Origin of the sequence: Methylobacterium sp. Leaf117 (genome assembly GCF_001422985.1) — a bacterium.
In the GTDB taxonomy this organism is placed as follows: domain Bacteria; phylum Pseudomonadota; class Alphaproteobacteria; order Rhizobiales; family Beijerinckiaceae; genus Methylobacterium.
This window is the reverse complement of the sequence record NZ_LMNL01000037.1, coordinates 225,324-245,967: the sequence shown is the minus strand read 5'-3', so window position 1 is coordinate 245,967 and position 20,644 is coordinate 225,324. Positions and strand designations below refer to the sequence as shown.

The following is a 20,644-nucleotide window of genomic DNA, read 5'->3' as shown; positions in this document are numbered from 1 at the left end:
TCGTCTCCGGGGATTCAGAAGAGGGACGGGGCGGGGGCGCCCGGGGCGGGGTGGGGAGCCGGGGCCTGCGCCGCCTGCAGCCGCGCGAAGGCGCCCCGGCCGAAGCGCAGGACGAGGACGGGGGTGAGCGCCGCGTCGAGCAGGGTGGCGCTGAACAGGCCGCCGAAGATCGTCACGGCGACGGGATGGAGGATCTCCTTGCCGGGGGCCGTGCCGTCGACCAGCAGCGGCACCAGGGCGATGCCGGCCGCCAGCGCCGTCATCAGCACCGGCACCAGCCGCTCGTTGCTGGCCCGCAGCACCAGGGCCGGGCCGAAGGGCAGGCCCTCGCTCAGCCCGAGATTGAGGATGTGGCTGATCTTCAGGATGCCGTTGCGGGCGACGATGCCGGTGAGCGTCACGAAGCCGATCATCGAGGCGACCGACAGGGGCAGCCCCGCGACGAACAGGGCCGCGACGCTGCCGATCAGCGCCAGGGGCACGTTGCCCATGACGATGAGGGCCAGCACGCCGGAGCGGTAGCGGCTCGCCAGCAGGGCGAAGACCAGGGCCAGCGAGACGAGGCTGAGGAGCCCGATGGTGCGGGTCGCCTCCCCCTGCGCCTGGAACGCGCCCTCCAGGCTCGGGGTGATGCCCTGGGGCAGGGTGGTCCGCGCCAGGATCTCCGCCATGGCGGCGGCCACGGCCGCGCCGTCGGCGCCGGCCCGGGTGTTGGCCTGGATCACCAGCCTGCGCCGCCCGTTCTCGCGAAGGATCTGGTTGGGGCCGTCGCGCTCGGCGATGTCGGCCAGCGCGTGGGCCGGGACCCAGCCGGTGGGCGTCTCGATCAGGAGTTCGCGCAGGGCCGCCACCGAGCGGCCGGATTCCGGCAGGCGCAGGGTGACGTCGTAGCGGCGCAGGCCGTCCACCAGGGTGGAGACCACCCGGCCGTTGGCGAGGCGGCTCACCGCCTCGACCACGGCGCCGGGGGCGACGCCATAGAGGGCGGCCCGTCCGGAATCGACCCGGACCTCGAGCTGCGGGATGCGGACCTGCTTCTCGATGGCGAGATCGGTGATGCCGGGGATCGTCTCGAACGCGCTCTTGAGGGCTTCGGCCGTGCGGCGCAGGCCGTCGAGGTCCTCGCCGAACAGCTTGAGGGCGATCTCGGCCCGGACGCCGGACAGCATGTGGTCGAGGCGGTGCGAGATCGGCTGGCCGACATTGACCGAGACCGGCAGCACTCCGAGGCGGGCCCGCAGCTCCGCCACGACGGCCTCGCGCGATCGCCCGCGGGCCTGATTCCTCGCCTGATTCCCCGCCTGATTCCCGGTCCTGATCCCGATCTCCAGGTCGGTGGAGTGGACGCCCTCGGCATGCTCGTCGAGTTCGGCCCGGCCGGTGCGGCGCCCGACCCGGTCCACCTCCGGGATGTCGAGGACGAGACCTTCGGCGATGGCGCCGATCCGGCTCGATTCGGCGAGCGAGATGCCCGGCGTGAAGGCGAGGTTGACGGTGAACGAGCCCTCGTTGAACGGGGGCAGGAAGGCCCGCGGCAGGGTGGTGGCGGCATAGGCCGCCGCGCCGACGCCGATCACGGCCGCCGCCATCACGGTGCGCTGGTGGCCGAAGGCGAAGGCCACCAGCCGCCCGTTGCCGGCTTTCAGCCAGCGGATCAGCCGGCCCTCCGGCGCCTCCAGGGTCTTCAGGCCAGGGAGCAGCCAGGAGGCGAGGGCGGGTGTCAGGGTGAGCGAGACGAGAAGGCTCGACAGGATCGCGATGATGTAGGCCTGCCCCAGCGGCGCGAAGAGCCGGCCCTCGATGCCCGACAGGGCGAAGAGCGGCACGAAGACGAGGCAGATGATCGCGGTGGCGTAGACGATGCCGGAGCGGACCTCGTTGGAGGCCGCCACGATCACCGCGAAGGACGAGCGCGGCGCGCCGTCCTGTCGGTTCTCGCGCAGGCGCCGCAGGATGTTCTCCACATCCACCACCGCGTCGTCGACGAGTTCGCCGATGGCGATGGCCAGCCCACCGAGGGTCATCGTGTTGATGGAGAGCCCGAGGGCGGAGAAGATCGCCGCCGTGGCGAGGATCGAGACCGGGATCGCGGTGAGCGAGATCAGGGTGGTGCGGGCGTTCATCAGGAAGGCGAACAGCACCACGGCGACCACCGCGACCGCTTCGAGCAGCACCTGCACCACGTTGTGCAGGGAGGTCTCGATGAAATCCGCTTGCCGGAACAGGATCTTCTGCGCCGCGATGCCGGGCGGCAGGCTGGGGGCGAGGTCGGCGAGCGCCGCCTCCACGGTCCGGGTCAGCCGCACGGTATCGACCCCCGGTTGCTTCTCCACCGAGACGATGACGGCGGGTTTGCCCATGTAGCCGCCATCGCCGCGCCGGGGCCGGGGAGCGAAATCCACCTCCGCTACCTGGCGCAGGTAGACCGGCCCTGCGGGCGTGGCCACCACGAGGTTGCGAAGGTCGTCGAGGTCGATGGTCCGGCCGATGGCGCGGATCAGCACCTCGCGGGCACCCGCATCGGTGAAGCCGCCGCCCGCATTGGTGCCGAAGCCCTCCAGCGCCTGGGTCATCGCCGCGTGGGTGACGCCCAGCGCCCGCATGGCGGCGGGGTTCGGCGCCACCCGGAACTGGCGTACCTCGCCGCCGATGGGAATGACCTGGGCCACGCCCGGGATCGACAGGAGCCGGGGCCGGAGGGTGAAGTCGGCGGTCTCGCGCAGCTGCATCGGCGTCGCGGTCTCGGAGGTCACCGCCACCAGCAGGATGCCGCCCATGATCGACGAGACCGGCCCCATCTGGGGCATCACGTTGGCGGGCAGTTCGGTGCGGGCCAGCGCGAGGCGCTCGGCCACGAACTGGCGGGCGCGGTAGAGGTCGGCGTCCCAGGCGAACTCCACCGTGACGATGGACAGGCCGATGCCCGAGACCGAGCGCACCCGGGTGACGCCGGGAAGCCCGTTCATCCGGGTCTCGATCGGGTAGGTGACGCGCTGCTCCACCTCCGGGGGGGCGAGCCCCTCGGCCTCCGTCATCACCGTCACGGTGGGGCGGTTGAGGTCGGGCAGCACGTCGACGGGCAGGCGGGTCAGGGCCAGGAGCCCGGTCAGCACCAGGGCGGCGGCGAGCGCCACCACGAGCAGGCGGTTGCGCAGGGACTGCGCGACGATGGTCTCGAACATCGGGGCCTCAGCGGATCTGGTCGAGAAGTTCGGCGCCCTGGACGACGACCCGGCGCCCGGCCGTGATCCCGTCCTCCACCAGCATCCGGTCGGCATCCAGCGGCGCCACCCGCACCGGGCGGCCCAGGAAGCGTTCGGCGCTGACGTGCTCGTAGACGAGGCTGCCGCCCTCGGCCCGCACGATGCCGGAGCGCGCCACCGGCAGGCCGGGGCGGGCGCTGCCGACGGGCGCCAGCACGGTGACGAACTGGCCGAGGCGCAAGCTCTTGATGTCGCCCTTCCCGTCTCCCTCGACAGCGAATTGCACGGGCACCGCCTGGTTGCGGTCGGCCAGGCCCGTGCCCCGATAGGCGAGCTGCAGGGTGCCGCCGTCCCCCAGCCGCGCCGTGGCCCGGCTGCCCTCGGCCAAAGCTTCGAAGCTCAGGGCCTCGACCCAGAGCCTGGCCGGATCGACGATGCGGTAGACCACCGTGCCGGGCGCCGCCATGGCGCCCGCCACCGCATTGGTCTCGGCGATGATGCCGTCGACCGGCGCCACCAGAGCTTCCGGCTCGCGCCGGACGGCGTCGAGGGCGGCACGGCGGTCGCGCAGGCCGCCGAGTTCCGAGCGGGCATCGTCGAGCTGGGTCTGCGCCACCGCGCCGGTGGTGGAGAGCCGCTCGAAGCGGGTCACGCGCCGCTCCAGGATGGCGATCTGCTGGTCGAGTTCGCCCTGGCGCTGGCGCATGTCGGAGACGTCCACCGCCTGGACCGGCGGGGTCACGGTGGCGAGCACGTCCCCGCGCTTCACCCGCGTGCCGAGGCGGGGAAAGCCGCTCTCGGGCGGTGCCAGGCGGCCGCCGACCGAGGATTGCGCCACGCCGCTGGCATTGGGGTCGGGGATGATCCGCCCCGGCAGTTCGGCGCTGCGCGTGACGGATCGCTCGGCCGTGAGGCCGGTGCGCAGCGCCAGCAGGCGCTGGAGCGATTTCGGCACGAAGACCGAGCCGTCGGGCAGGCGCCGCGCGCGCTCCATCAGGACGCCGCCGCTCAGCATGGCCGGCGTGACGGGCGTGTCCGTCTCAGGCCCCTCGGCATGACCCTCATGCGCGAGGGCCGTGCCGACCGGGACCAGAACCAGGGCCGCCGCGCCCGCGAGGAGCGCTGCGAAGAGAACGGCGAAGAGAACGGCGACGAGAACCGCGAGGATCTGTCCGGAGCGGCGGCGGCGCGCCAGGGCGAAGACGCCGAGACCGAGGGATATTCCGAGCCACGCCAGGAAGCCGCCGGCCGCGAGGGCGGCCGGGTGCTGCCCGGCGAGGCGGCCCGCCAGGGCCATCGCGGCAGCCGTGGGGCCGGACGCCTTTGGGTCGGACATCTTTAAGTCGGACGCTTTGGGGCCGAACGCCGCGGGTATGCCCGCCGCGGGGGGACCGGCCGGCGCGGGCAGGTCGAGATCGAGGTTGAGGACGTCGGTGCGGCCCTCGGACGAGACCCCGACCACGAGGTCGTGGTGCGGCTCGGAGGCCAGCCAGGGGGCCGCGAGCCGGTAGGTCCCCGGCGCGGCTGCGACGGCTTTGCGCCTCCCCTCCGGCGTCATGACGGCGACGGTCGCTTCCGCGACCGGGGCGTTGGTCGCCAGGGCATCGACATAGAGCACGAGGTCGGTGCCCTGCACCACGACGACGAGTTCGAAGCGCTCGGAGACGCTCTCCGCCCGCGGAAGGGCCGCGGCCGGGACCGGGGCGGCCTCAGCGCCGTGATCATGGCCCTCATGGGCGATGGCGGGGCCGGGCAGGATCAGCAGGAGGAGGGCGCACAGAAGGGCGGGCACGCGCAGGGCGGCCGCGATGGAACGGGACATGGACCAGGGTTCTTTCGACCAGGATTCTTTCGCCGGGGAAGACGGAACCGCGTCCCGGCCTCAAGGTCCGCCGGGGACCTCGAGCGCCGATCGGACGCGGGGCAGCGTCAGGCGTGGAATCTGGGCGGTTCGGGAACGGCTTCCGGGATGACGTCCGTCCGGGCGGGGAGGGCGCGCGCCAAAGTGCGCTCGCTGGGGCCGCGTGGTCCGGCCGCGTCGATGCTGTCCGGCGTGAGCCCGGCGCTGGTGCAGCAGGAACTGGGCAGGCGACAGCCGGCATTGGAGCAGGCGCCGTCGCAGGCGCCGGCACTGAGCGCCCGGACCGGCGTGGCCGTCGGCATCACGGCCGTCCGGATCGCGGCCACGGGCAGAAGTATCCGGGCCTCGGCGTCGCCGATCCGGGCCTGCGCCGAAGCGGCCGGGGGGAGGGGGGCCGCGCCGCCGCGCGCGTGACCAGCATGAGCTTGGTCGGCGTGGCCCATGCCAGCATGGGCTTGGCCGGCGTGGCCCATGCCAGCATGGGCCTGGGCGCCGGACGGCATGAGGCCGACCGCGATCAGAACGATCGTGGCCGCGAGCCAGAGTGCCATGTGCCGGATGCAGGTCATCTCGACCCCATTGTTAGCATGCGGGCGGCGACGGCGACAGGGCGGTTTTGGCGCGGGGCGTGCTCGCCCACCTGCGGGGGCATCCCGGGCGTACCCTAAGGGACTGGGAACACACGACGTTTCTCGCGCGATCGGTTTCCCTTCGCGGCCGCATGCTCTAAGCGGGCGGCCCGGGCCTCGGCGCGGGCGGGTGCGGAGGACGCCTCGGCAGCGGAGGACGGCGCGATGAGAACTCTCCTGGTGATCGGGATCGGCACCGGCAATCCCGAGCACATGACGATCCAGGCCATCCGCGCCCTCAACACCGCCGACGTGGTCTTCGCTCTCGACAAGGGCCGCCAGAAGGCCGACCTCGTGGACCTGCGGCGGGAGATCTGCGCCCGCTATCTCACGGACAGGCCCTACCGCTTCGTCGAGGCGCAGGACCCGGAGCGGGACCGCAACCCGTCCGATTACGGCGCGACCGTCGAGGCCTGGCACGCGGCGCGGGCCGCGCTCTACGAGGGGATGATCGCCACGGAACTCGATGCAGAGGGCTGCGGCGCCATCCTGGTCTGGGGCGATCCCTCCCTGTACGACAGCACGCTGCGCATCATCGACCGCATCCTGGCGCGCGGCCACCTGGCCCTGGAGGTCCGGGTGATTCCGGGCATCACCAGCGTGCAGGCGCTGGCGGCGAGCCACCGTATCCCGCTCAACCGCATCGGCGCCCCGATCACCATCACCACCGGCCGGCAGATCGCCGGCGGCCTGGGAGAGGGTGCCGACACCACCGTGGTGATGCTCGACGGGCGCCCCCGCTTCGACCATCTCGACCCGGACCTGACCATCTACTGGGGCGCCTTCCTCGGCAGCGCCGACGAGATCCTGGTCTCGGGCCGCCTCGGCGACGTGGCGGCCGAGATCGGCGCCGTCCGCGAGGCCGCCCGGGCCCGCCACGGCTGGATCATGGACACCTACCTGCTGCGCGCGCCGGTCGCACGCGACCGAACCTGAGGGAGCGGCCTGCGGCATAAGTGACCGGCATCCGGAAGGAAAGTCCGGCTCCTTCCCCGATCGATGGGGGATCGTCCCCCGTGACCGCCGGGACACATCAATAAAAATCCCTTCGTCCTGGCTTCGATGCTCACCGTGTCGGCCCGAGGACTGGCAGGGTGTTTGCGAGAGACTTCGCGGAGTCAATAATAGGCCGATCGCGCCACCACGATGACTGTCGTGGGGCGGGTTCGGGAGGGCTTGCGCATGGCAGCGGACGGGGTTCGGGCGGCCGGATCGGGACTCGGGCGTCGCGCCCGGCCATGGGGCACGATCTGCGGCACGATGGTCCTGGCGGCCGCCGCCTGCGGCGCCCTTTCAGCCGCGGGCGCGCTCCCGGCCCTCGGCGGTGCCTATGCGGCCCTGTCCCTTCGCCTGGAGCACCAGCTTCACACCCAGGCGCCGGCTCCGCCGGCCCGGATCGCGCTCGGCCCGCACGGACGCGACATCCGGTTCGCCGGCGAGATCGGGGAGGGCGCGGCCGACCGCCTCGCCGCGCTCCTGGCGGCTCATCCCGCGGTGACGCGCATCCATCTCACCAGCGAGGGCGGCCTCGTCGCGGAGGCTTCGGCGATCGGCGACCTGATCGCGGCGCGGGGGCTTTCCACCTACGTGCCGGATTACTGCGTCTCGGCCTGCACCCTCGCCTTCGTGCGCGGCACCACCCGCGCCCTGGTGACCGACGGGCGCCTCGGCTTTCATGCGCCCTACGATCCCGGCCTGTTCGGCCAGGTCGTGCAGGCCGATGCCGCGGTCGAGCGGGCGGCCTACGTGGCGGCGGGCGTCGACCCGTCCTTCGCCGCCGAGGCCCTCAGCGTCGCCTCCGACAGCCTGTGGATTCCCGATCCCGCGCGCCTGGTCCGGGCCCGGGTCGCCACCGAACTCGTCGACACCGACCGCTTCCCCGATTCCACCCTCGACGACGACCCGAGCCTCGCCGGCGCCCGGGCGGCGGTTCTGCGGGCGCTGCCCCTGCTGGAGGCGCTGGCCGGGCGGGACGAGATCCTGTCCGCCCTGGCCTCCGGCTACCTCGACGGCTACCGGGCCGGGATCTCCGAGGGCGAGGCCCTGGATCGCCTGCGCGCCCGGGCGGCGCGCGCGATCCGGCAGGTCCTGCAGGGCGCCGATGCGGCGACCTGGACCGAACTGGGCGGACTCGTCCTGCGGGCCATGCGCCAAGTGGGTCCTGATGCCGGTCCGGAAGCCGGTCGCGATGCCGATCCAGACGCCTGCCTCGCCATCGGTGGGACGGGCGATCTTCTGGCTTTGCAGGACGTCCTGTCGGCTCCGAGCCTGAGCCCGGATCGTCCGCCGGCCGATGCCGTGCGGACCCTCCTGGCCCGGGCCGCGCGGCAGGCCGGGCCGGGCGGTCGCGAAGCCGGTCCCGCCCCGGCGGCACGCCTGCCGCGCGACTGCGCCGGTCTGATCGCCGCCTACGCCGAGGCCCTGGCGCGACCCGGGGCAGGGGGCGCCGTACGGGCGCTGGCCAGCCAGGGTGTCCGCCCGGCGCGGGAGGCCGCGGCCCTGCCCCGCTGAACCGGCAGGAGGCCTGCGCCACTCCGTCAGGCGCCCTCGCCTGCGGGAATCGGTCAGTGCCGCTGTCCGTCCGGCGCGTCCCGGAGGTGCCGGGCGAGTTCGTGGCCGATCTCGATCATCAGGTGGTCGAGGAGCCGGGACAGGCCCGGCCGCGCGAGAGCGTCGGCCAGGCCGCGCAGGGCGATGGCGTGCTCGGCCATCCGGTTCACCGCATGCTGGTCCTGGGGATCGTCGGCCGGCTCCTCGGTCAGGTCGAGGACGATGCCGCGCGCCCGTGCCGGCCGTCCGGCGGCGTCCGCCTCGATGCGCCCGCGCAGGTCCAGCCGCCGCGGGGCGTGGGCGGTGCGGAAGGCGATCGCGAAGGCACCGCCTCGCGCGATGGCGGCGTGGAGTGCATTGTCGACCCGCGCCCGGTCGTCCTCGTGGGTCCGCGCCAGGAGGGTGGCCAGGGGAATGCCCCGCAGGCCCGCTTCCGGCGGCACGCCGAGGGCCACGGCCACGGCGTCCGACACCACGAGGCGGTCCGCCCAGATGTCGTGCAGCCAGACGCCGACGACGCCCGAAGCGGACAGCGCCGCCTGCAGGCCGCCGGGGAGATCCGCATCCGAATCCGGCAGGGGGGATCGCGTCATGAGCCTCCTGGACGGGGCGCTCGAAAGGTCATGGCGGGAAACGTCAGGACGACCTGAGGTTGGCATCGGGGTCTCGCGCATCCCGCCGGTACGCGAACAACCTAGAGGGGAAACCCGCTGACGCAAAGGGCGCGTGCAACATTCGATGCCAATTTAAGCAACCTGAGATTGCCGATGTGGGCTTCGGCGGCGCCGACGGCTTAACCGTTGGTTAACCATGATGCGCGACACCGGGATCGCAGCATCCTTGGGTCACAGGACGAGGGGCACGGGACAGGGGCCACCGCCCCGCCCACCGCCGGCGATCCAGATTGCGGGATGCGTCCGCCGCACATGCCACCGGGATTCCGCGCCACCGGAATTCCACGCCACCCGAATTGATCGACGCTCGCGAAGGGATGCCAGGATGAAAGCCATCACGTTCGTCACCCAGAAGGGGGGCAGCGGCAAGAGCACGCTCTGCATCTCGCTGGCCGTCGCCGCCCAGGAACGCGGGCTCTCCGTCTGCATCCTCGAGATGGATCGCCAGGCCACGATCAGCGACTGGCTCGATCATCGCACCGCCGAGGGTCCGGAGGTCGCGCAGATCGACGCGACCCAGATCGAGGGCGTGATGAACCAGCTGCGCGATTCCGCCTACGACTACGTCTTCATCGATACCCCGGGCGTCGATTCCGCCGGCACCCTCTCGGCGATCCGTGCGGCCGACCTCTGCATCATCCCGTGCCGCCCGACGCCCGCGGATCTGCGCGCCTTCAAGCCGACGCTCGCGGCGATCTACCGGCTGGAGAAGAAGTTCGCCTTCGTGCTGAACCAGACGCCGCCGCGCTCCTATCGCATCCGCGATGCCGCCGACGGCCTCGCCGTGCTGGGCATCCTGCCCGACGTCAACATCGTCGCCCGCACCGACCACCAGGACGCCATCGGCGTCGGTCAGGGCGTCACCGAGTTCAACCCGAAGGGGCAGGCCGCGCTGGAAGTGCGCAAGCTCTGGGGCTGGATCGAGAAGCGCATGCAGGTGAGCAGATCGGAGAGCAAGCAGGGGATCAAGCAGGTGATCAAGAATGCCAAAGCCGCCTAAGCTGAGTCTCGCCTCCATCGTCGCCGCCTCGAGTTCCCCGCCCAGGTCATCCCACCACCCTTCCCACCAGACCGCCGAGATCGTCCAGCTCGACACCGGCGCCCCACCCGGCCGACGCCCCAACGCCACCCTGAAGCAGCGCGCCCGACAGATGTCGGTCTATCTGGAGCCGCCGGTCTACGATCAGCTCCGCGACATCGCTCATGCGGAGCGCGCCAAGATGCACGGCCTGATGCTGGAGGCCCTCGACCTGCTGTTCAAGCAGCGCGGCGCCCGGTCGATCGATCAGCTCAACGATCCGGGCGGCCGCTGAGGCCGTATCCGAGCCCCCGATGCGAGACGATGACGAAGCCCTGGCAAGAGGTTGCCAGGGTTTTTTCATGGAACGGGCGAGGGGGCGGTATCCGATCCCGCCGCCACACCGCAGTCTTCGACGAACCGGACGGCCGAGGCGTCTTCGCCAGTGGGGACAAGGGTTTGCCGCCGGTTCCGGAGGCGACGCTTCCGCGGGGTTCGGCGGAGCCCGGCGACGCTGTCGGACACCCGCTTCGCGGTTCCGTTCAGCCTTCCTTTACGCCGTCCGGACAATCTTGGCCCATCGAACGGGAGGCACAGCGTGCGTCCGTCGAGGGTCCGGCCGGTCCTGCTCTTGCCCGCCGGCGGGCCGATCCAGCGTGTTGTGCGTATCGGGGCGAGGGCTTGAGGCGGATCATCGCGATGGCGCGTAGGACGAAGCCGGAACACCAGGATCCGGCGCCGCTGCCGCTCTGGCGGCTGCTGGCCGTTTCGGCCGTGGCGCTCGCCACCGCGAATTGTGCCCAGAACCCGCAGAAGCTCGCCGGAGCCTCGGGAATCGGCTCCGCGCTCGACCCGAAATACGGCGTCAAGGCCAGCCCGCGCCTCTATAACGAGGGCGACGTGATCCCGAAGGGCGGCGGACGCCGCTTCTCCGGCAAGCCCTACGTGGTGGCCGGGCGCACCTACGTGCCCCGCGACGACGCCAAGGGGTATGTCCGCGAGGGCCTGGCCTCCTGGTACGGCTCGGCCTTCCACGGCCGCATGACCGCCAACGGCGAGGTCTTCGACCGCCATTCGATCGCGGCCGCGCACCCCACCCTGCCGCTGCCGAGCTATGCCCGCGTGACCAACCTCGCCAACGGCCACTCGATGATCGTGCGGGTCAACGATCGCGGCCCCTATCATGCCAACCGCCTGATGGACGTCTCCGAGGAGGTGGCCGAGGCCCTGGAATTCCGCCGCAGCGGCACCGCGCGGGTCCGCGTCGAGTATGCCGGCAAAGCCTCGACCGCCGGCAGCGACGACCGCAAGCTTCTCGCCACCCTGCGCACCGACGGCCAGCCCGCAAGGGTTCACGGCCAGGGGCCGGTCATGATGGCCGATCTCGGCCCCGACGCGCCGCAGGTGCCTTCCGAGCGCCTCGCCCGCGCGTCCCAGCCGGCTTTGGCCTTCAAGTCGGACAGCGACCGCGATGCGGCACCGGACGCTTCCGCGGAGGCCGTGCCGGCCCCGCGCCCGGTCCGGTCCGCACCGGTGCTGATGGCGAGCGCCGCCACCGTGGCGGTGCCGGCCGCCCTGCAGCCCACGGCGGCGCGGGCCGAGGCCTTCCGGCCGGTCCGGCACAACCTGCCCGAGCCGCAGGCGGGCACGACGCAGGCCGCCTCCCGCCCGAGCCCCCTCAGCCTCACGCCGCCGCCCCTGCGGCTCGCCGGTGCGCGGCCGGAGCCGGTCCGCTCCGAGACGGCCGGCGGGAGCCGCGTCGCGACGGTTCAGTCCGGCCGGGTCGCGGCGACCGCCCGGATGGCCGCCGCCGGGTCAAGCCCGGCCGGCCACGCGGTCGCCCCGGCCCGGCTGGCCGGGCAGGGCATGGCGGGCCTCGCGCCGAAAGCGGGCGGCTCCCGGGCCCCTGCCGTTCAGGTGGCGAGCCTGAAGGCGGGGGCTTCATCGAGGCCGGGCCTCGGCGCTCAAGCCGACGCCGGCCATCGATCCGGGCCGACACCGAAGGCGATCGTTTTCGCCAAGGTCTCGGCCCAAGTCTCGGCCCAAGTCTCGGCCAAGATCTCGGCCGAGGCGGCGCGGAGCGCCCCCGGGGGGGGCAAGGCGCTGGCGTCCGGCCCGAACGCGTCCGGGACGAAGGTGGCTTCTGGACCGAAGCTGGCTTCGGGGGCCAAAATTGTTTCCGGGACCAAGGTTGTCTCGGGGACCAAGGTTATCTCGGGGACCAAGGCTGTTTCGGTCGGCAAGCCCGCGCTCGTCGCCAAGGCGGCGGCCCGCGCCCGCTTCGCCGAGGCGCGCTGAGCGTCGCCTCGGCCTGTCCGTGGTGTTCCGGACGCATCGTCGCGTCATCGACAATCGGGTGCGATTGGGGTTCGATCTCGGCGGCGAATGCCTGTAACGTCACGCTTGATCGTGGGGGCGATGGACGGGTCGGCGTGAGGCGGGGAATGGGTTTGAGATTGGTCCTTGCGGAGCGTACCGGATCCGGCCTCGCAGGGCGCAGCAGATCGGGCCGCGCAGTCGTGCCAGGCTTGATCGTGGCGTCGGTGCTGGCGGCGCTGAGCCTCTTCGAGACGGGCGGCGCCCGGGCCCAGAGCTTTCAGACAGCGGCGCCGCACGCCATCCTGGTCGATGCCGATTCCGGCTCGGTGCTGTTCGAGAAGGGGGCCGACGAGCCCTTCTCGCCGGCCAGCATGGCCAAGCTGATGACCACCGAGATCGTGTTCAACGAGATCCGGCGGGGCCGGCTCACCATGGATTCGGAGTTCCAGATCACCGAGGACGCCTGGCGCCGGGGCGGGGCGGGCGGCGGCGGCTCCTCGATGTTCGCGCAGCTCAACAGCCGCATCAAGCTGTCCGATCTCCTGCGCGGCCTCATCGTGCAGTCGGGCAACGATGCCGCCATCGCCATCGCCGAGGGCATCGCCGGCACGGAGGAGAATTTCGGGCGGATGATGACGGCGCGGGCGAAGGAGATCGGCCTGACGCGCTCGACCTTCCGCAACGCCACCGGCTACTCGGCGCCGGACCAGAAGGTGACCGCCCGCGACCTCGCCAAGCTCGCCCTGCACCTGATCGAGACCTACCCGGACCTGTACAAGATCTTCGCCGAGCGCGAGTTCACCTGGAACAAGATCAAGCAGCAGAACCGCAACCCGCTGCTCACCCTCGACATCGGCGCCGACGGGCTCAAGACCGGCTACCTGGAGGAATCGGGCTACGGCCTCACCGGCTCGGCGGTGCAGAACGGTCAGCGCCTGATCATGGTGGTGAGCGGGCTGAAGACCGCCCGCGACCGGGCCGCGGAATCGCGCAAGCTGATGGAATGGGGCTTCCGCGCCTTCGAGCCGCGCCAGATCTTCACCAGCGGCGAGACCGTGGCGGAGGCCTCCGTCTACGGCGGCGCGGCCGGCAGCGTGCCGCTCGTCGCCAAGAAGGCCGTGCGGGTGCTGCTGCCGCGGGGCTCCGGTGACCGGATCACCGCCAAGGTGGTCTACCAGGGACCCCTGGTCGCCCCCGTCGAACAGGGCCGCGAGATCGGCCGCCTGCGCATCACCCGCGGCGACACCCAGGCCCTCGACCAGCCGCTCTATGCGGGCGACACCGTGGAGGCGGGCACCATCCCGCAGCGGGCGCTCGACGCAACCTGGGAGGTCGGCACCGGCCTGTTCCGCAAAGCCTTCGAGAAGGCCGGCGCGAAATCGTGACGGCGGCCGGATCGGGGGAAGGGACCTTCATCACCTTCGAGGGCGGGGAGGGGGCCGGCAAGTCCACCCAGATCCGCCGCCTCGCCGCGCATCTGCGCACGGAATCCGGCCGCCCCGTGCTGACGACGCGGGAGCCCGGCGGCTCGGTCAAGGCCGAGCGCATCCGCGAGGCGCTGCTGTCGGGGCTGGCCAAGCCCCACGGTCCCTTCGCCGAGGCGCTGCTGTTCTCCGCCGCCCGGATCGACCATCTCGACACCCGGATCCGTCCCGCCTTGGCCCGGGGCGAGATCGTGCTCTGCGATCGCTTCGCCGACTCGACCCGGGCCTATCAGGGCGCGGCCGGCGGCCTCGACCCGGCCGTCCTCGGCGCCCTCGAGCGCGTCGTCGTCGGCCCGACCCGGCCCGACCTGACCCTGATCCTCGATTGCGACCCGGAGCTTGGCCTCGCGCGGGCGCGGGCGCGCCGCGAGGCCGGTTCCGACGGGGCGGTCGACCGTTTCGAGGCGGAGGCCCTCGCCTTCCATGCCCGTCTGCGCTCGGCCTTCCTGGCCATCGCGGCGGAGGAGCCGAAGCGCTGCGCCGTCGTCAACGCCGCCCTGCCGGCCGATGCGGTGGAGGCGGCGATCCGCGCCGTCGTCGCCGAGCGCCTGCCCCGCCTCCTGCGCGGCTCGGCCGGGCCCGAGCAAGACGGCCCGGGGCAGGACGATTCGGGGCAGGATGGTCCCAAGCAGGACGGTCCGAAGCATGACGATGCGGCCTGAGCGCGCCCCCGAGGATGTCGAGCCGGGCGACCTCCCCGAGGTCCCGCGCCCGCGCGAGCAGGCCGACCTCGTCGGCCACGCGGAGGCGGAGGCCGCCTTCGTCGAGGCGATCGGCTCCGGGCGCCTGCACCATGCCTGGCTCATCGGCGGCCCGCGCGGCATCGGCAAGGCGACGCTGGCCTACCGGGTCGCCCGCTGGCTCATCGCCCATCCGACGGCGCGGGACGTGCCCGACACCCTCGCGGTCGATCCGTCCCATCCGGCGGCCCGGCAGGTGGCGGCCCTGTCGCATCCGAACCTCGTGGCCCTGCGCCGGACCCGCGCGGCCAATGCCAAGACGTTGGCGACCAAGATCTCGGTCGACGCGGCCCGGGGCGCCCTCGCGCTCTTCGGCTCCACGGCGGGCAGCGCGGGCGGCTACCGCATCTGCATCGTCGACAGCGCCGAGGACCTGAACGCCAACAGCGCCAACGCGCTGCTCAAGATGGTGGAGGAGCCCCCGCCGCGCTGCCTGTTCCTCATCGTCAGCCACGCGCCGGGACGGCTGCTGCCGACCATCCGCTCGCGCTGCCGCGCCCTCACCCTGCGCCCCCTGGCCGAGGCGGACGTGGCGCGGGTGGTCACCCGCTTCGCCCCGCCCTTCGGGCAGCCCGATCCGCAGGCGCTCGCCCGGGCGGCGCAGCTCGCGGAGGGGTCGGTGGCGCAGGCGGTGGCGATGCTCGATCCCGCCCGCGCCAACCTCGTCGCGGAGGTCGAGACCCTGCTCGCCCGCCTGGACCACCCGGACTGGCGCCGCATCCTGGCCCTGGCCGAGAAGCTCAGCGGGCGCGAATCCGACGATCTGTTCGCCGACAGCCTCGACACGGTGTTCCGCTTCGTCTCGGCCGAACTCGACCGGCGCCGGCACGAGCCGCCCGCCCGCCTTGCGGCCCTGGTCGAGGTGTGTGACAAGATCGCCCGCGCCGCGCGGGAGGCCGCAACCTACAATCTCGACCGCCGGCCCCTGGTCCTGTCCCTGTTCGGAGACCTGGCCGGTGCGCTCCGCGCCGTCTGACGCGGGCTGGTATCCTGGGATCCGATACCGTCGCGCCGGCCCGTGATCCCATGAACCCTGTATCCGGGGAACCTTTCGACGTGACCGCCACCGACCCGGCCGCCGCCAAGACCTTCAGCCTCTCCACCGCGATCTCCTATCCGAACGGCGCGCCGCATATCGGCCACGCCTACGAGGTGATCGCCACGGACGCGATCGCGCGCTTCAAGCGCCTCGACGGCTACGACGTGCTGTTCTCCACCGGCACCGACGAGCACGGCATCAAGATCCAGCAGACCGCCGCCAAGGCCGGGATCACGCCGCGCGCCCTCGTCGACGACATGTCGGCGCGCTTCCGCGCCATGGCCGAGGCGCTCGGATGCAGCCACGACCGCTTCATCCGCACCACCGAGCCCGATCATTACGCCGCCGCCCAGGAACTGTGGCGCCGGATGGAGGCCAACGGCGACCTCTACCTGTCGAAATATGCCGGCTGGTACTCGGTGCGCGACGAGGCCTACTACGCCGAGGACGAGACCGAGATCGGTCCCGACGGCGAGCGGCGCTCGCGCGAGACCGGCACGCCCCTGACCTGGATGGAGGAGGAGAATTTCCTGTTCCGTCTGTCCGCCTATCAGGACCGGCTGCTCGCCCTGTACGAGGCCGAGCCCGACTTCATCGGACCGGAGACCCGGCGCAACGAGGTGGCGAGCTTCGTGCGCTCGGGCCTGAAGGACTTCTCCGTCAGCCGCACCAATTTCGACTGGGGCGTGCCGGTGCCGGGCCACCCGGACCACGTCATGTACGTCTGGGTCGATGCCCTGACCAACTATCTCACCGTCACGGGTTTTCCCGACGAGGCCGACGCGCGGACGAAATTCTGGCCGATGGACCTGCACGTCATCGGCAAGGACATCGTGCGCTTCCACGCGGTGTACTGGCCGGCCTTCCTGATGTCGGCCGGCCTGGCCCTGCCCAAGCGCGTCTTCGGCCATGGCTTCCTGCTCTCCAAGGGCGAGAAGATGTCGAAGTCGCTGGGCAACGTCGTCGACCCGATGGACCTGATCGCGACCTACGGCGTCGACGCGGTGCGCCACTTCGTGCTGCGCGAGGTGCCCTTCGGCGGCGACGGCAATTACAGCCACGAGGCGATCATCACCCGCTACACGGCGGACCTCTCGAACGGCCTCGGCAACCTCGCCCAGCGCTCGCTCTCGATGATCGCCAAGAACTGTTCCGGCGCGGTTCCCGAACATGGCGATCTCACCGAGGACGACCGCGCCCTGCTGGCGCTGGCCGATGCCTTGCCCGCCACCGTGCGGACGGCGATGGACAAGCTCGCCCTCCACACCGCGCTCGCCGAGATCTGGTCCGTGATCACCGCCGCCGACCGCTACTTCGACGCCCAGAAGCCCTGGGTGCTGCGCAAATCCGATCCGGCCCGGATGGCGGCCTCGCTCTACGTGGTGGCCGAGACCCTGCGGGCCATCGGCATCCTGGTTCAGCCCTTCATGCCGGGTTCCGGTGCCCGGCTCCTCGATCTCCTGGCCGTGCCGACGGACCGGCGGCAGCTCGTCGACGTGGGGGAGGGCGGCCGCCTCGTTCCCGGAACGGCACTCCCCGCCCCCGCGGGCCTGTTCCCGCGCTTCGTCGAGCCGGAGGCGCCGTCCGCCTGAGGCGGAGGTCGGGTTGAGGAATAGGACTGGAAGGCTCGATCGTCTCGCACTACATTCTGTAACGACATGGCCTGATGGGTTTTCAATGGGACCCGCAGAAGGACGCGGCAAACCAATCCAAGCACCTTGTCGGCTTCCGGCAAGCCGCCGAGGTCTTCCGCGGATTTCGACTCACGCGTGAGGATACCCGAGGTGTCTACGGCGAGCCGCGGTTCATAACCCTGGGCACGTATGAGGGAACGGTGCTCTGCGTGGTTCACACACCGCGCGGCGACGACATCCGGATTATCTCAGCATGGAAGGCGGGACGACATGACCGGGAAGCGTATCTCCGAGCCCGGGACGACGGTGCGGTTTGACAGCCTCGATGCGATGCCGCCCGCCGAGCCGTTGAGCCCGGCCTTCAAGGCCCTCAGCGATGAGGACGTGGCTCATCGTGCCCTGCAGGATCCGGATGCAGGCACGGTGCCGGACGGCTTCTGGGATCGGCTGCCCGTTGCCAAGCCGGAAGCAAAGGAGCAAATCACGCTGCGCCTCGATCCGGAAGTGCTGCGCCACTTTCGAAGCCTCGGCAAAGGCTATCAGTCTCGGATCAACGCGGTGTTGAGGAGCTACGTCAGGGCGAAGGGCGGCGCGGGCTGAGGCTTTAGCCTCCCGCTGCCAGCGTTCCTGCCGGCCTGCTTCAGATGGTTCAAGGAATCCCGAGCCCCCCATGCTGGTCGACAGCCACTGCCATCTCGATTTTCCGAACTTTTCGGAGGATCTGCCGGGCGTCATCGCCCGTGCCCGGTCCGCCGGTGTGACCCGGATGGTCACGATTTCGACGCGGGTCGCCAGGGCGGGGACCTACGAGGCCCTGTCCGAGGCGCATCCGGAGATCTGGCACACCATCGGCACCCATCCGAACGGGGCCGGCGACGAACCGGACGTGCCGACCGAGGCCATCGTGTCCCACACGCACCATCCCCGCTGCATCGGCATCGGCGAGGCGGGGCTCGACTTCCACTACGACAATGCGGCTCCGGAGGCGGTGCAGGAGCGGGTTTTCCGGCGCCACATCGCCGCCGCACGCGAGACCGGGCTGCCGCTCGTCATCCATTCCCGCGATGCCGATGCCGAGATGGAGGCGATCCTCGTCGACGAGATGGGGCGCGGCGCCTTCACGGCCGTCCTCCACTGCTTCTCGTCCGGCGCGCGCCTCGCCGCGGTAGGAGTCGAGCTCGGCCTGTTCGTGTCGTTCTCCGGCATCGTCACCTTCCGGCGCTCGCACGACCTGCGGGCGATCGCCCTCACGGTGCCGCGCGACCGCATCCTGGTGGAGACCGATGCCCCGTTCCTGGCGCCCGAGCCGCATCGCGGCCGCACCAACGAGCCGGCCTACACGGCGGACACTGCCCGCTCCCTGGCCCAGACCCTCGCCCTGGAACTCCCGGACTTCGCCGCCCTGACCACGGCCAATTTCCATCGGCTGTTCCACAAGGCCGCGGCCTGAGCCGGGCAGGGGGCTCGGATCGGGGCGTGACAGGCCCTGCCCGCCTCCGATACCAACGGGCACGGAGGGGCGGATGGGTTCATTGACGGTGACGATCCTCGGCTGCGGTTCGTCGGGCGGCGTGCCTCGCGTCGGCTACGGCTGGGGGGCCTGCGATCCGGGCGAGCCGAGGAACCGGCGCCGTCGCTGCTCGATCCTGGTCGAGCGGCATAGAGACGGGCGCGATGCGACCAGGAGCGACGCGGCCACCACCCTCCTGGTCGACACCTCCCCCGACCTGCGCGAGCAGCTGCTGGGGCGGGCGGTCCAGCGCCTCGACGCGATCCTCTTCACCCATGCGCATGCCGACCACACCCACGGCATCGACGACGTGCGCGCCCTCGTGATCCATATGCGCCGGCGCATTCCGGTCTTCGCCGATGCCCGGACCCGGAGCCTGCTGGAGGCGCGCTTCGGCTATTGCTTCGAGACCCCGCCCGGCAGCGAGTACCCGCCGATCCTCGACATAAACGACCTGGCGGACGGGGAGGCGATGCAGGTGGACGGCCCCGGCGGAGCGGTGACGGCCCTGCCCTTCGGCCTGGAGCACGGCAACGAGGCGGCGCTCGGATTCCGCTTCGGCCCGGTGGCCTACGCCCCCGATGTCAGCCTGATGCCGGAGGCGGCGCAGGATCGGCTGCACGGCCTCGACCTGCTGATCATCGACGCCCTGCGGGAGACCCCGCATCCGACGCATTACTCGGTCTCGGACGCCCTGGCGCTGATCGCGCGGGTGCGTCCGCGCCGCGCCATCCTGACCAACCTGCACACCGATCTCGACTACGCCACGCTGAGCGCCAGGCTGCCGCCGGACGTGGTGCCGGCCTATGACGGGTTGAGCGTCACGCTGGACCTGTGAGGGCCCGGGAGGAGGGGGGAACGCCTCACCTCCCTGCCCCCAACGACGGCCCTGACTTCCTGTCGAAGCCTCTTCGGCCGTAGCGGTGGGGTCTCGCCCTCAGTTCCGGGTGCTCGCGTCCTGCGGCAGGCCCGCATTGACGAGGATCTGCGCGGTGGCGGCCTGGGCCAGGCGATCGTAGCCCGCATCGGTCATGTGCAGACCATCGGGGCCGATCATCTGAGTCGGCGTCAGCAGGCCCTGGGCGGCCCAGGCGCGCATCAGGGCATTGCGGCGGATCACCGGCACGTTGAGCTCGGTGGCGATGGCGTGGAGGGCGACGCCGTAGGCCTCGGCCCCGTCGGTGGTCGAGAGCTTCTTGCACCATTGCTGGTCCATCAGCACCACGTCGGCGCCGGTGGCGCGCATGGCCAGGATGCCGGCGCGGGTCAGTTCGGAGAAGCGCGCGACACTGACGCCGCTCATCGGGTCGTTGCTGCCGGTCTGCCAGATCACGAGGTCCGGCTTGTCGGCGAGCACGTCGCGCTCCAGGCGGCGCGCCATGGCCTCCGAATCGTCGCCGCCCACGCCCCGGTTGAGCACCGTGACGGCGGAATGGGCGGCTCCCATCCCGCTCAGCCGGGCCTCGAGATCGCGCTGGAGCTGCGCCGGGTAGGTGGTGCTCGGCGAGGAGGCGCCGGAGCCCTCGGTCGAGGAGGAGCCGAAGGCCACGATCCGGATGGGCTGGCCCTGGGCGATGAGGCTGGCGAGACGGGGGAGGCGGGCCAGGGTCCGGCGCGGGATCGCCGCGCGCGTCACGGTCATGGGCGGCGCGACGGCTGCAGGCGTCTGGACCAGGGCCACCCGCTCGGGATCGGTCTGTTCGTTCGGGACGGGAGCCGGCTCGGCCCGGGCCGGATGTCCGAGGGCGACCGCAACGGACCCGAGGGCCATCAGGGCCAGGGTCAGGGCTGCGGAGGGGCGTGCGGGAATCGGCATCGCGTTCGCTTCGGAAGAGAATGGATTCGGACGGGCACCCGCCGGGATAGCGTCCGGTATCATGTATTATGAGGGGGAATTGTGACATCCGCCAGCGATTTAGTCCCGAGATCCTACCGGCCGGACTGTGATCTGCAGATGACGTGAATCGCCGGTGTCGAGATTGC

The 20,644-nt window shown here is 71.7% G+C and carries 18 protein-coding genes; 13 read left to right on the top strand and 5 right to left on the bottom strand.

Annotation, left to right across the window (positions count from 1 at the left end; translation table 11 throughout):
* Positions 1 to 14 precede the first annotated feature (14 nt).
* From ASF57_RS21410 to ASF57_RS21400, 3 genes are all read right to left on the bottom strand, one after another.
* Positions 15 to 3,182, bottom strand: a complete 3,168-nt coding sequence (locus ASF57_RS21410) for an efflux RND transporter permease subunit (RefSeq protein ID WP_056487154.1) — start codon at positions 3,180 to 3,182, stop codon at positions 15 to 17.
* A gap of 7 nt (positions 3,183 to 3,189) precedes the next feature.
* Positions 3,190 to 5,025 (bottom strand): HlyD family efflux transporter periplasmic adaptor subunit, encoded by a 1,836-nt coding sequence (locus ASF57_RS21405; protein ID WP_056487151.1) that lies wholly within the window; start codon positions 5,023 to 5,025, stop codon positions 3,190 to 3,192.
* Between the two features lie 107 nt (positions 5,026 to 5,132).
* The gene (locus ASF57_RS21400; protein WP_210166832.1) at positions 5,133 to 5,615 is read right to left on the bottom strand and encodes a hypothetical protein; all 483 of its coding nucleotides are present in this window, start codon (positions 5,613 to 5,615) and stop codon (positions 5,133 to 5,135) included.
* Positions 5,616 to 5,858: 243 nt separating this feature from the next.
* Between ASF57_RS21400 and cobF the strand changes: the two genes are divergently transcribed.
* Complete coding sequence (gene cobF, locus ASF57_RS21395) at positions 5,859 to 6,629, top strand: precorrin-6A synthase (deacetylating) (protein ID WP_056487145.1); 771 nt, start codon at positions 5,859 to 5,861, stop codon at positions 6,627 to 6,629.
* A gap of 246 nt (positions 6,630 to 6,875) precedes the next feature.
* Positions 6,876 to 8,204, top strand: coding sequence for a hypothetical protein (locus tag ASF57_RS21390; RefSeq protein WP_156376262.1), 1,329 nt, complete (start codon positions 6,876 to 6,878; stop codon positions 8,202 to 8,204).
* A gap of 53 nt (positions 8,205 to 8,257) precedes the next feature.
* Here the strand turns inward: ASF57_RS21390 and ASF57_RS21385 are convergent, their stop codons facing one another.
* Positions 8,258 to 8,836, bottom strand: coding sequence for a PAS domain-containing protein (locus tag ASF57_RS21385; RefSeq protein WP_056487139.1), 579 nt, complete (start codon positions 8,834 to 8,836; stop codon positions 8,258 to 8,260).
* A 406-nt stretch (positions 8,837 to 9,242) separates the two neighbouring features.
* Here ASF57_RS21385 and ASF57_RS21380 point away from each other — a divergent pair, with 406 nt between their 5' ends.
* The 11 genes from ASF57_RS21380 to ASF57_RS21335 all read left to right on the top strand — a co-directional run bounded on the left by ASF57_RS21380 (position 9,243) and on the right by ASF57_RS21335 (position 19,499).
* Positions 9,243 to 9,917, top strand: coding sequence for a ParA family protein (locus ASF57_RS21380; RefSeq protein ID WP_056487136.1), 675 nt, complete (start codon positions 9,243 to 9,245; stop codon positions 9,915 to 9,917).
* The gene (locus ASF57_RS21375) at positions 9,901 to 10,230 is read left to right on the top strand and encodes a ribbon-helix-helix domain-containing protein (protein ID WP_056184886.1); all 330 of its coding nucleotides are present in this window, start codon (positions 9,901 to 9,903) and stop codon (positions 10,228 to 10,230) included. The genes ASF57_RS21380 and ASF57_RS21375 overlap by 17 nt, the downstream gene beginning before the upstream one ends.
* A 404-nt stretch (positions 10,231 to 10,634) precedes the next feature.
* Positions 10,635 to 12,233: a septal ring lytic transglycosylase RlpA family protein gene (locus tag ASF57_RS25070; RefSeq protein WP_082504263.1), complete on the top strand. Its 1,599-nt coding sequence runs from the start codon at positions 10,635 to 10,637 to the stop codon at positions 12,231 to 12,233.
* Positions 12,234 to 12,379: 146 nt separating this feature from the next.
* Positions 12,380 to 13,639 (top strand): D-alanyl-D-alanine carboxypeptidase family protein, encoded by a 1,260-nt coding sequence (locus ASF57_RS21365; RefSeq protein ID WP_082504261.1) that lies wholly within the window; start codon positions 12,380 to 12,382, stop codon positions 13,637 to 13,639.
* The gene (tmk, locus tag ASF57_RS21360) at positions 13,636 to 14,400 is read left to right on the top strand and encodes a dTMP kinase (RefSeq protein ID WP_056487133.1); all 765 of its coding nucleotides are present in this window, start codon (positions 13,636 to 13,638) and stop codon (positions 14,398 to 14,400) included. Before ASF57_RS21365 ends, tmk begins: the two co-directional genes overlap by 4 nt.
* Entirely contained in the window at positions 14,390 to 15,454 is a 1,065-nt protein-coding gene (locus tag ASF57_RS21355) for a DNA polymerase III subunit delta' (RefSeq protein WP_056487504.1), read from the top strand. The genes tmk and ASF57_RS21355 overlap by 11 nt, the downstream gene beginning before the upstream one ends.
* Positions 15,455 to 15,534: 80 nt before the next feature.
* Positions 15,535 to 17,109 carry a methionine--tRNA ligase gene (gene metG / locus ASF57_RS21350; RefSeq protein WP_156376261.1) on the top strand — a complete coding sequence of 525 codons (1,575 nt, stop codon included), beginning with the start codon at positions 15,535 to 15,537 and terminating at the stop codon, positions 17,107 to 17,109.
* Between the two features lie 74 nt (positions 17,110 to 17,183).
* On the top strand, positions 17,184 to 17,468 hold the full coding sequence (locus ASF57_RS25065) for a BrnT family toxin (protein ID WP_082504260.1): 285 nt from the start codon (positions 17,184 to 17,186) through the stop codon (positions 17,466 to 17,468).
* A complete protein-coding gene (locus ASF57_RS21345) occupies positions 17,422 to 17,751 on the top strand; it encodes a BrnA antitoxin family protein (RefSeq protein WP_244477055.1) in 330 nt (109 codons plus the stop codon). The genes ASF57_RS25065 and ASF57_RS21345 overlap by 47 nt, the downstream gene beginning before the upstream one ends.
* Positions 17,752 to 17,821: 70 nt before the next feature.
* Positions 17,822 to 18,601 (top strand): TatD family hydrolase, encoded by a 780-nt coding sequence (locus tag ASF57_RS21340; protein WP_056487127.1) that lies wholly within the window; start codon positions 17,822 to 17,824, stop codon positions 18,599 to 18,601.
* A 73-nt stretch (positions 18,602 to 18,674) separates the two neighbouring features.
* The gene (locus ASF57_RS21335; RefSeq protein WP_056184870.1) at positions 18,675 to 19,499 is read left to right on the top strand and encodes an MBL fold metallo-hydrolase; all 825 of its coding nucleotides are present in this window, start codon (positions 18,675 to 18,677) and stop codon (positions 19,497 to 19,499) included.
* Positions 19,500 to 19,598: 99 nt separating this feature from the next.
* Here ASF57_RS21335 and ASF57_RS21330 read toward each other — a convergent pair whose 3' ends face one another.
* Positions 19,599 to 20,477 carry a GDSL-type esterase/lipase family protein gene (locus ASF57_RS21330; RefSeq protein ID WP_244477054.1) on the bottom strand — a complete coding sequence of 293 codons (879 nt, stop codon included), beginning with the start codon at positions 20,475 to 20,477 and terminating at the stop codon, positions 19,599 to 19,601.
* Positions 20,478 to 20,644: the final 167 nt, after the last annotated feature.

Bases quoted from the DNA above. Each gene is read 5' to 3' on its own strand.
- ASF57_RS21410 (WP_056487154.1), bottom strand. From the start codon at position 3,182: ATGTTCGAGACCATCGTCGCGCAGTCCCTGCGCAACCGCCTGCTCGTG.
- ASF57_RS21405 (WP_056487151.1), bottom strand. From the start codon at position 5,025: ATGTCCCGTTCCATCGCGGCCGCCCTGCGCGTGCCCGCCCTTCTGTGC.
- ASF57_RS21400 (WP_210166832.1), bottom strand. From the start codon at position 5,615: ATGGCACTCTGGCTCGCGGCCACGATCGTTCTGATCGCGGTCGGCCTC.
- cobF (WP_056487145.1), top strand. From the start codon at position 5,859: ATGAGAACTCTCCTGGTGATCGGGATCGGCACCGGCAATCCCGAGCAC.
- ASF57_RS21390 (WP_156376262.1), top strand. From the start codon at position 6,876: ATGGCAGCGGACGGGGTTCGGGCGGCCGGATCGGGACTCGGGCGTCGC.
- ASF57_RS21385 (WP_056487139.1), bottom strand. From the start codon at position 8,836: ATGACGCGATCCCCCCTGCCGGATTCGGATGCGGATCTCCCCGGCGGC.
- ASF57_RS21380 (WP_056487136.1), top strand. From the start codon at position 9,243: ATGAAAGCCATCACGTTCGTCACCCAGAAGGGGGGCAGCGGCAAGAGC.
- ASF57_RS21375 (WP_056184886.1), top strand. From the start codon at position 9,901: ATGCCAAAGCCGCCTAAGCTGAGTCTCGCCTCCATCGTCGCCGCCTCG.
- ASF57_RS25070 (WP_082504263.1), top strand. From the start codon at position 10,635: ATGGCGCGTAGGACGAAGCCGGAACACCAGGATCCGGCGCCGCTGCCG.
- ASF57_RS21365 (WP_082504261.1), top strand. From the start codon at position 12,380: ATGGGTTTGAGATTGGTCCTTGCGGAGCGTACCGGATCCGGCCTCGCA.
- ASF57_RS21355 (WP_056487504.1), top strand. From the start codon at position 14,390: ATGCGGCCTGAGCGCGCCCCCGAGGATGTCGAGCCGGGCGACCTCCCC.
- ASF57_RS25065 (WP_082504260.1), top strand. From the start codon at position 17,184: ATGGGTTTTCAATGGGACCCGCAGAAGGACGCGGCAAACCAATCCAAG.
- ASF57_RS21345 (WP_244477055.1), top strand. From the start codon at position 17,422: ATGACCGGGAAGCGTATCTCCGAGCCCGGGACGACGGTGCGGTTTGAC.
- ASF57_RS21340 (WP_056487127.1), top strand. From the start codon at position 17,822: ATGCTGGTCGACAGCCACTGCCATCTCGATTTTCCGAACTTTTCGGAG.
- ASF57_RS21335 (WP_056184870.1), top strand. From the start codon at position 18,675: ATGGGTTCATTGACGGTGACGATCCTCGGCTGCGGTTCGTCGGGCGGC.
- ASF57_RS21330 (WP_244477054.1), bottom strand. From the start codon at position 20,477: ATGCCGATTCCCGCACGCCCCTCCGCAGCCCTGACCCTGGCCCTGATG.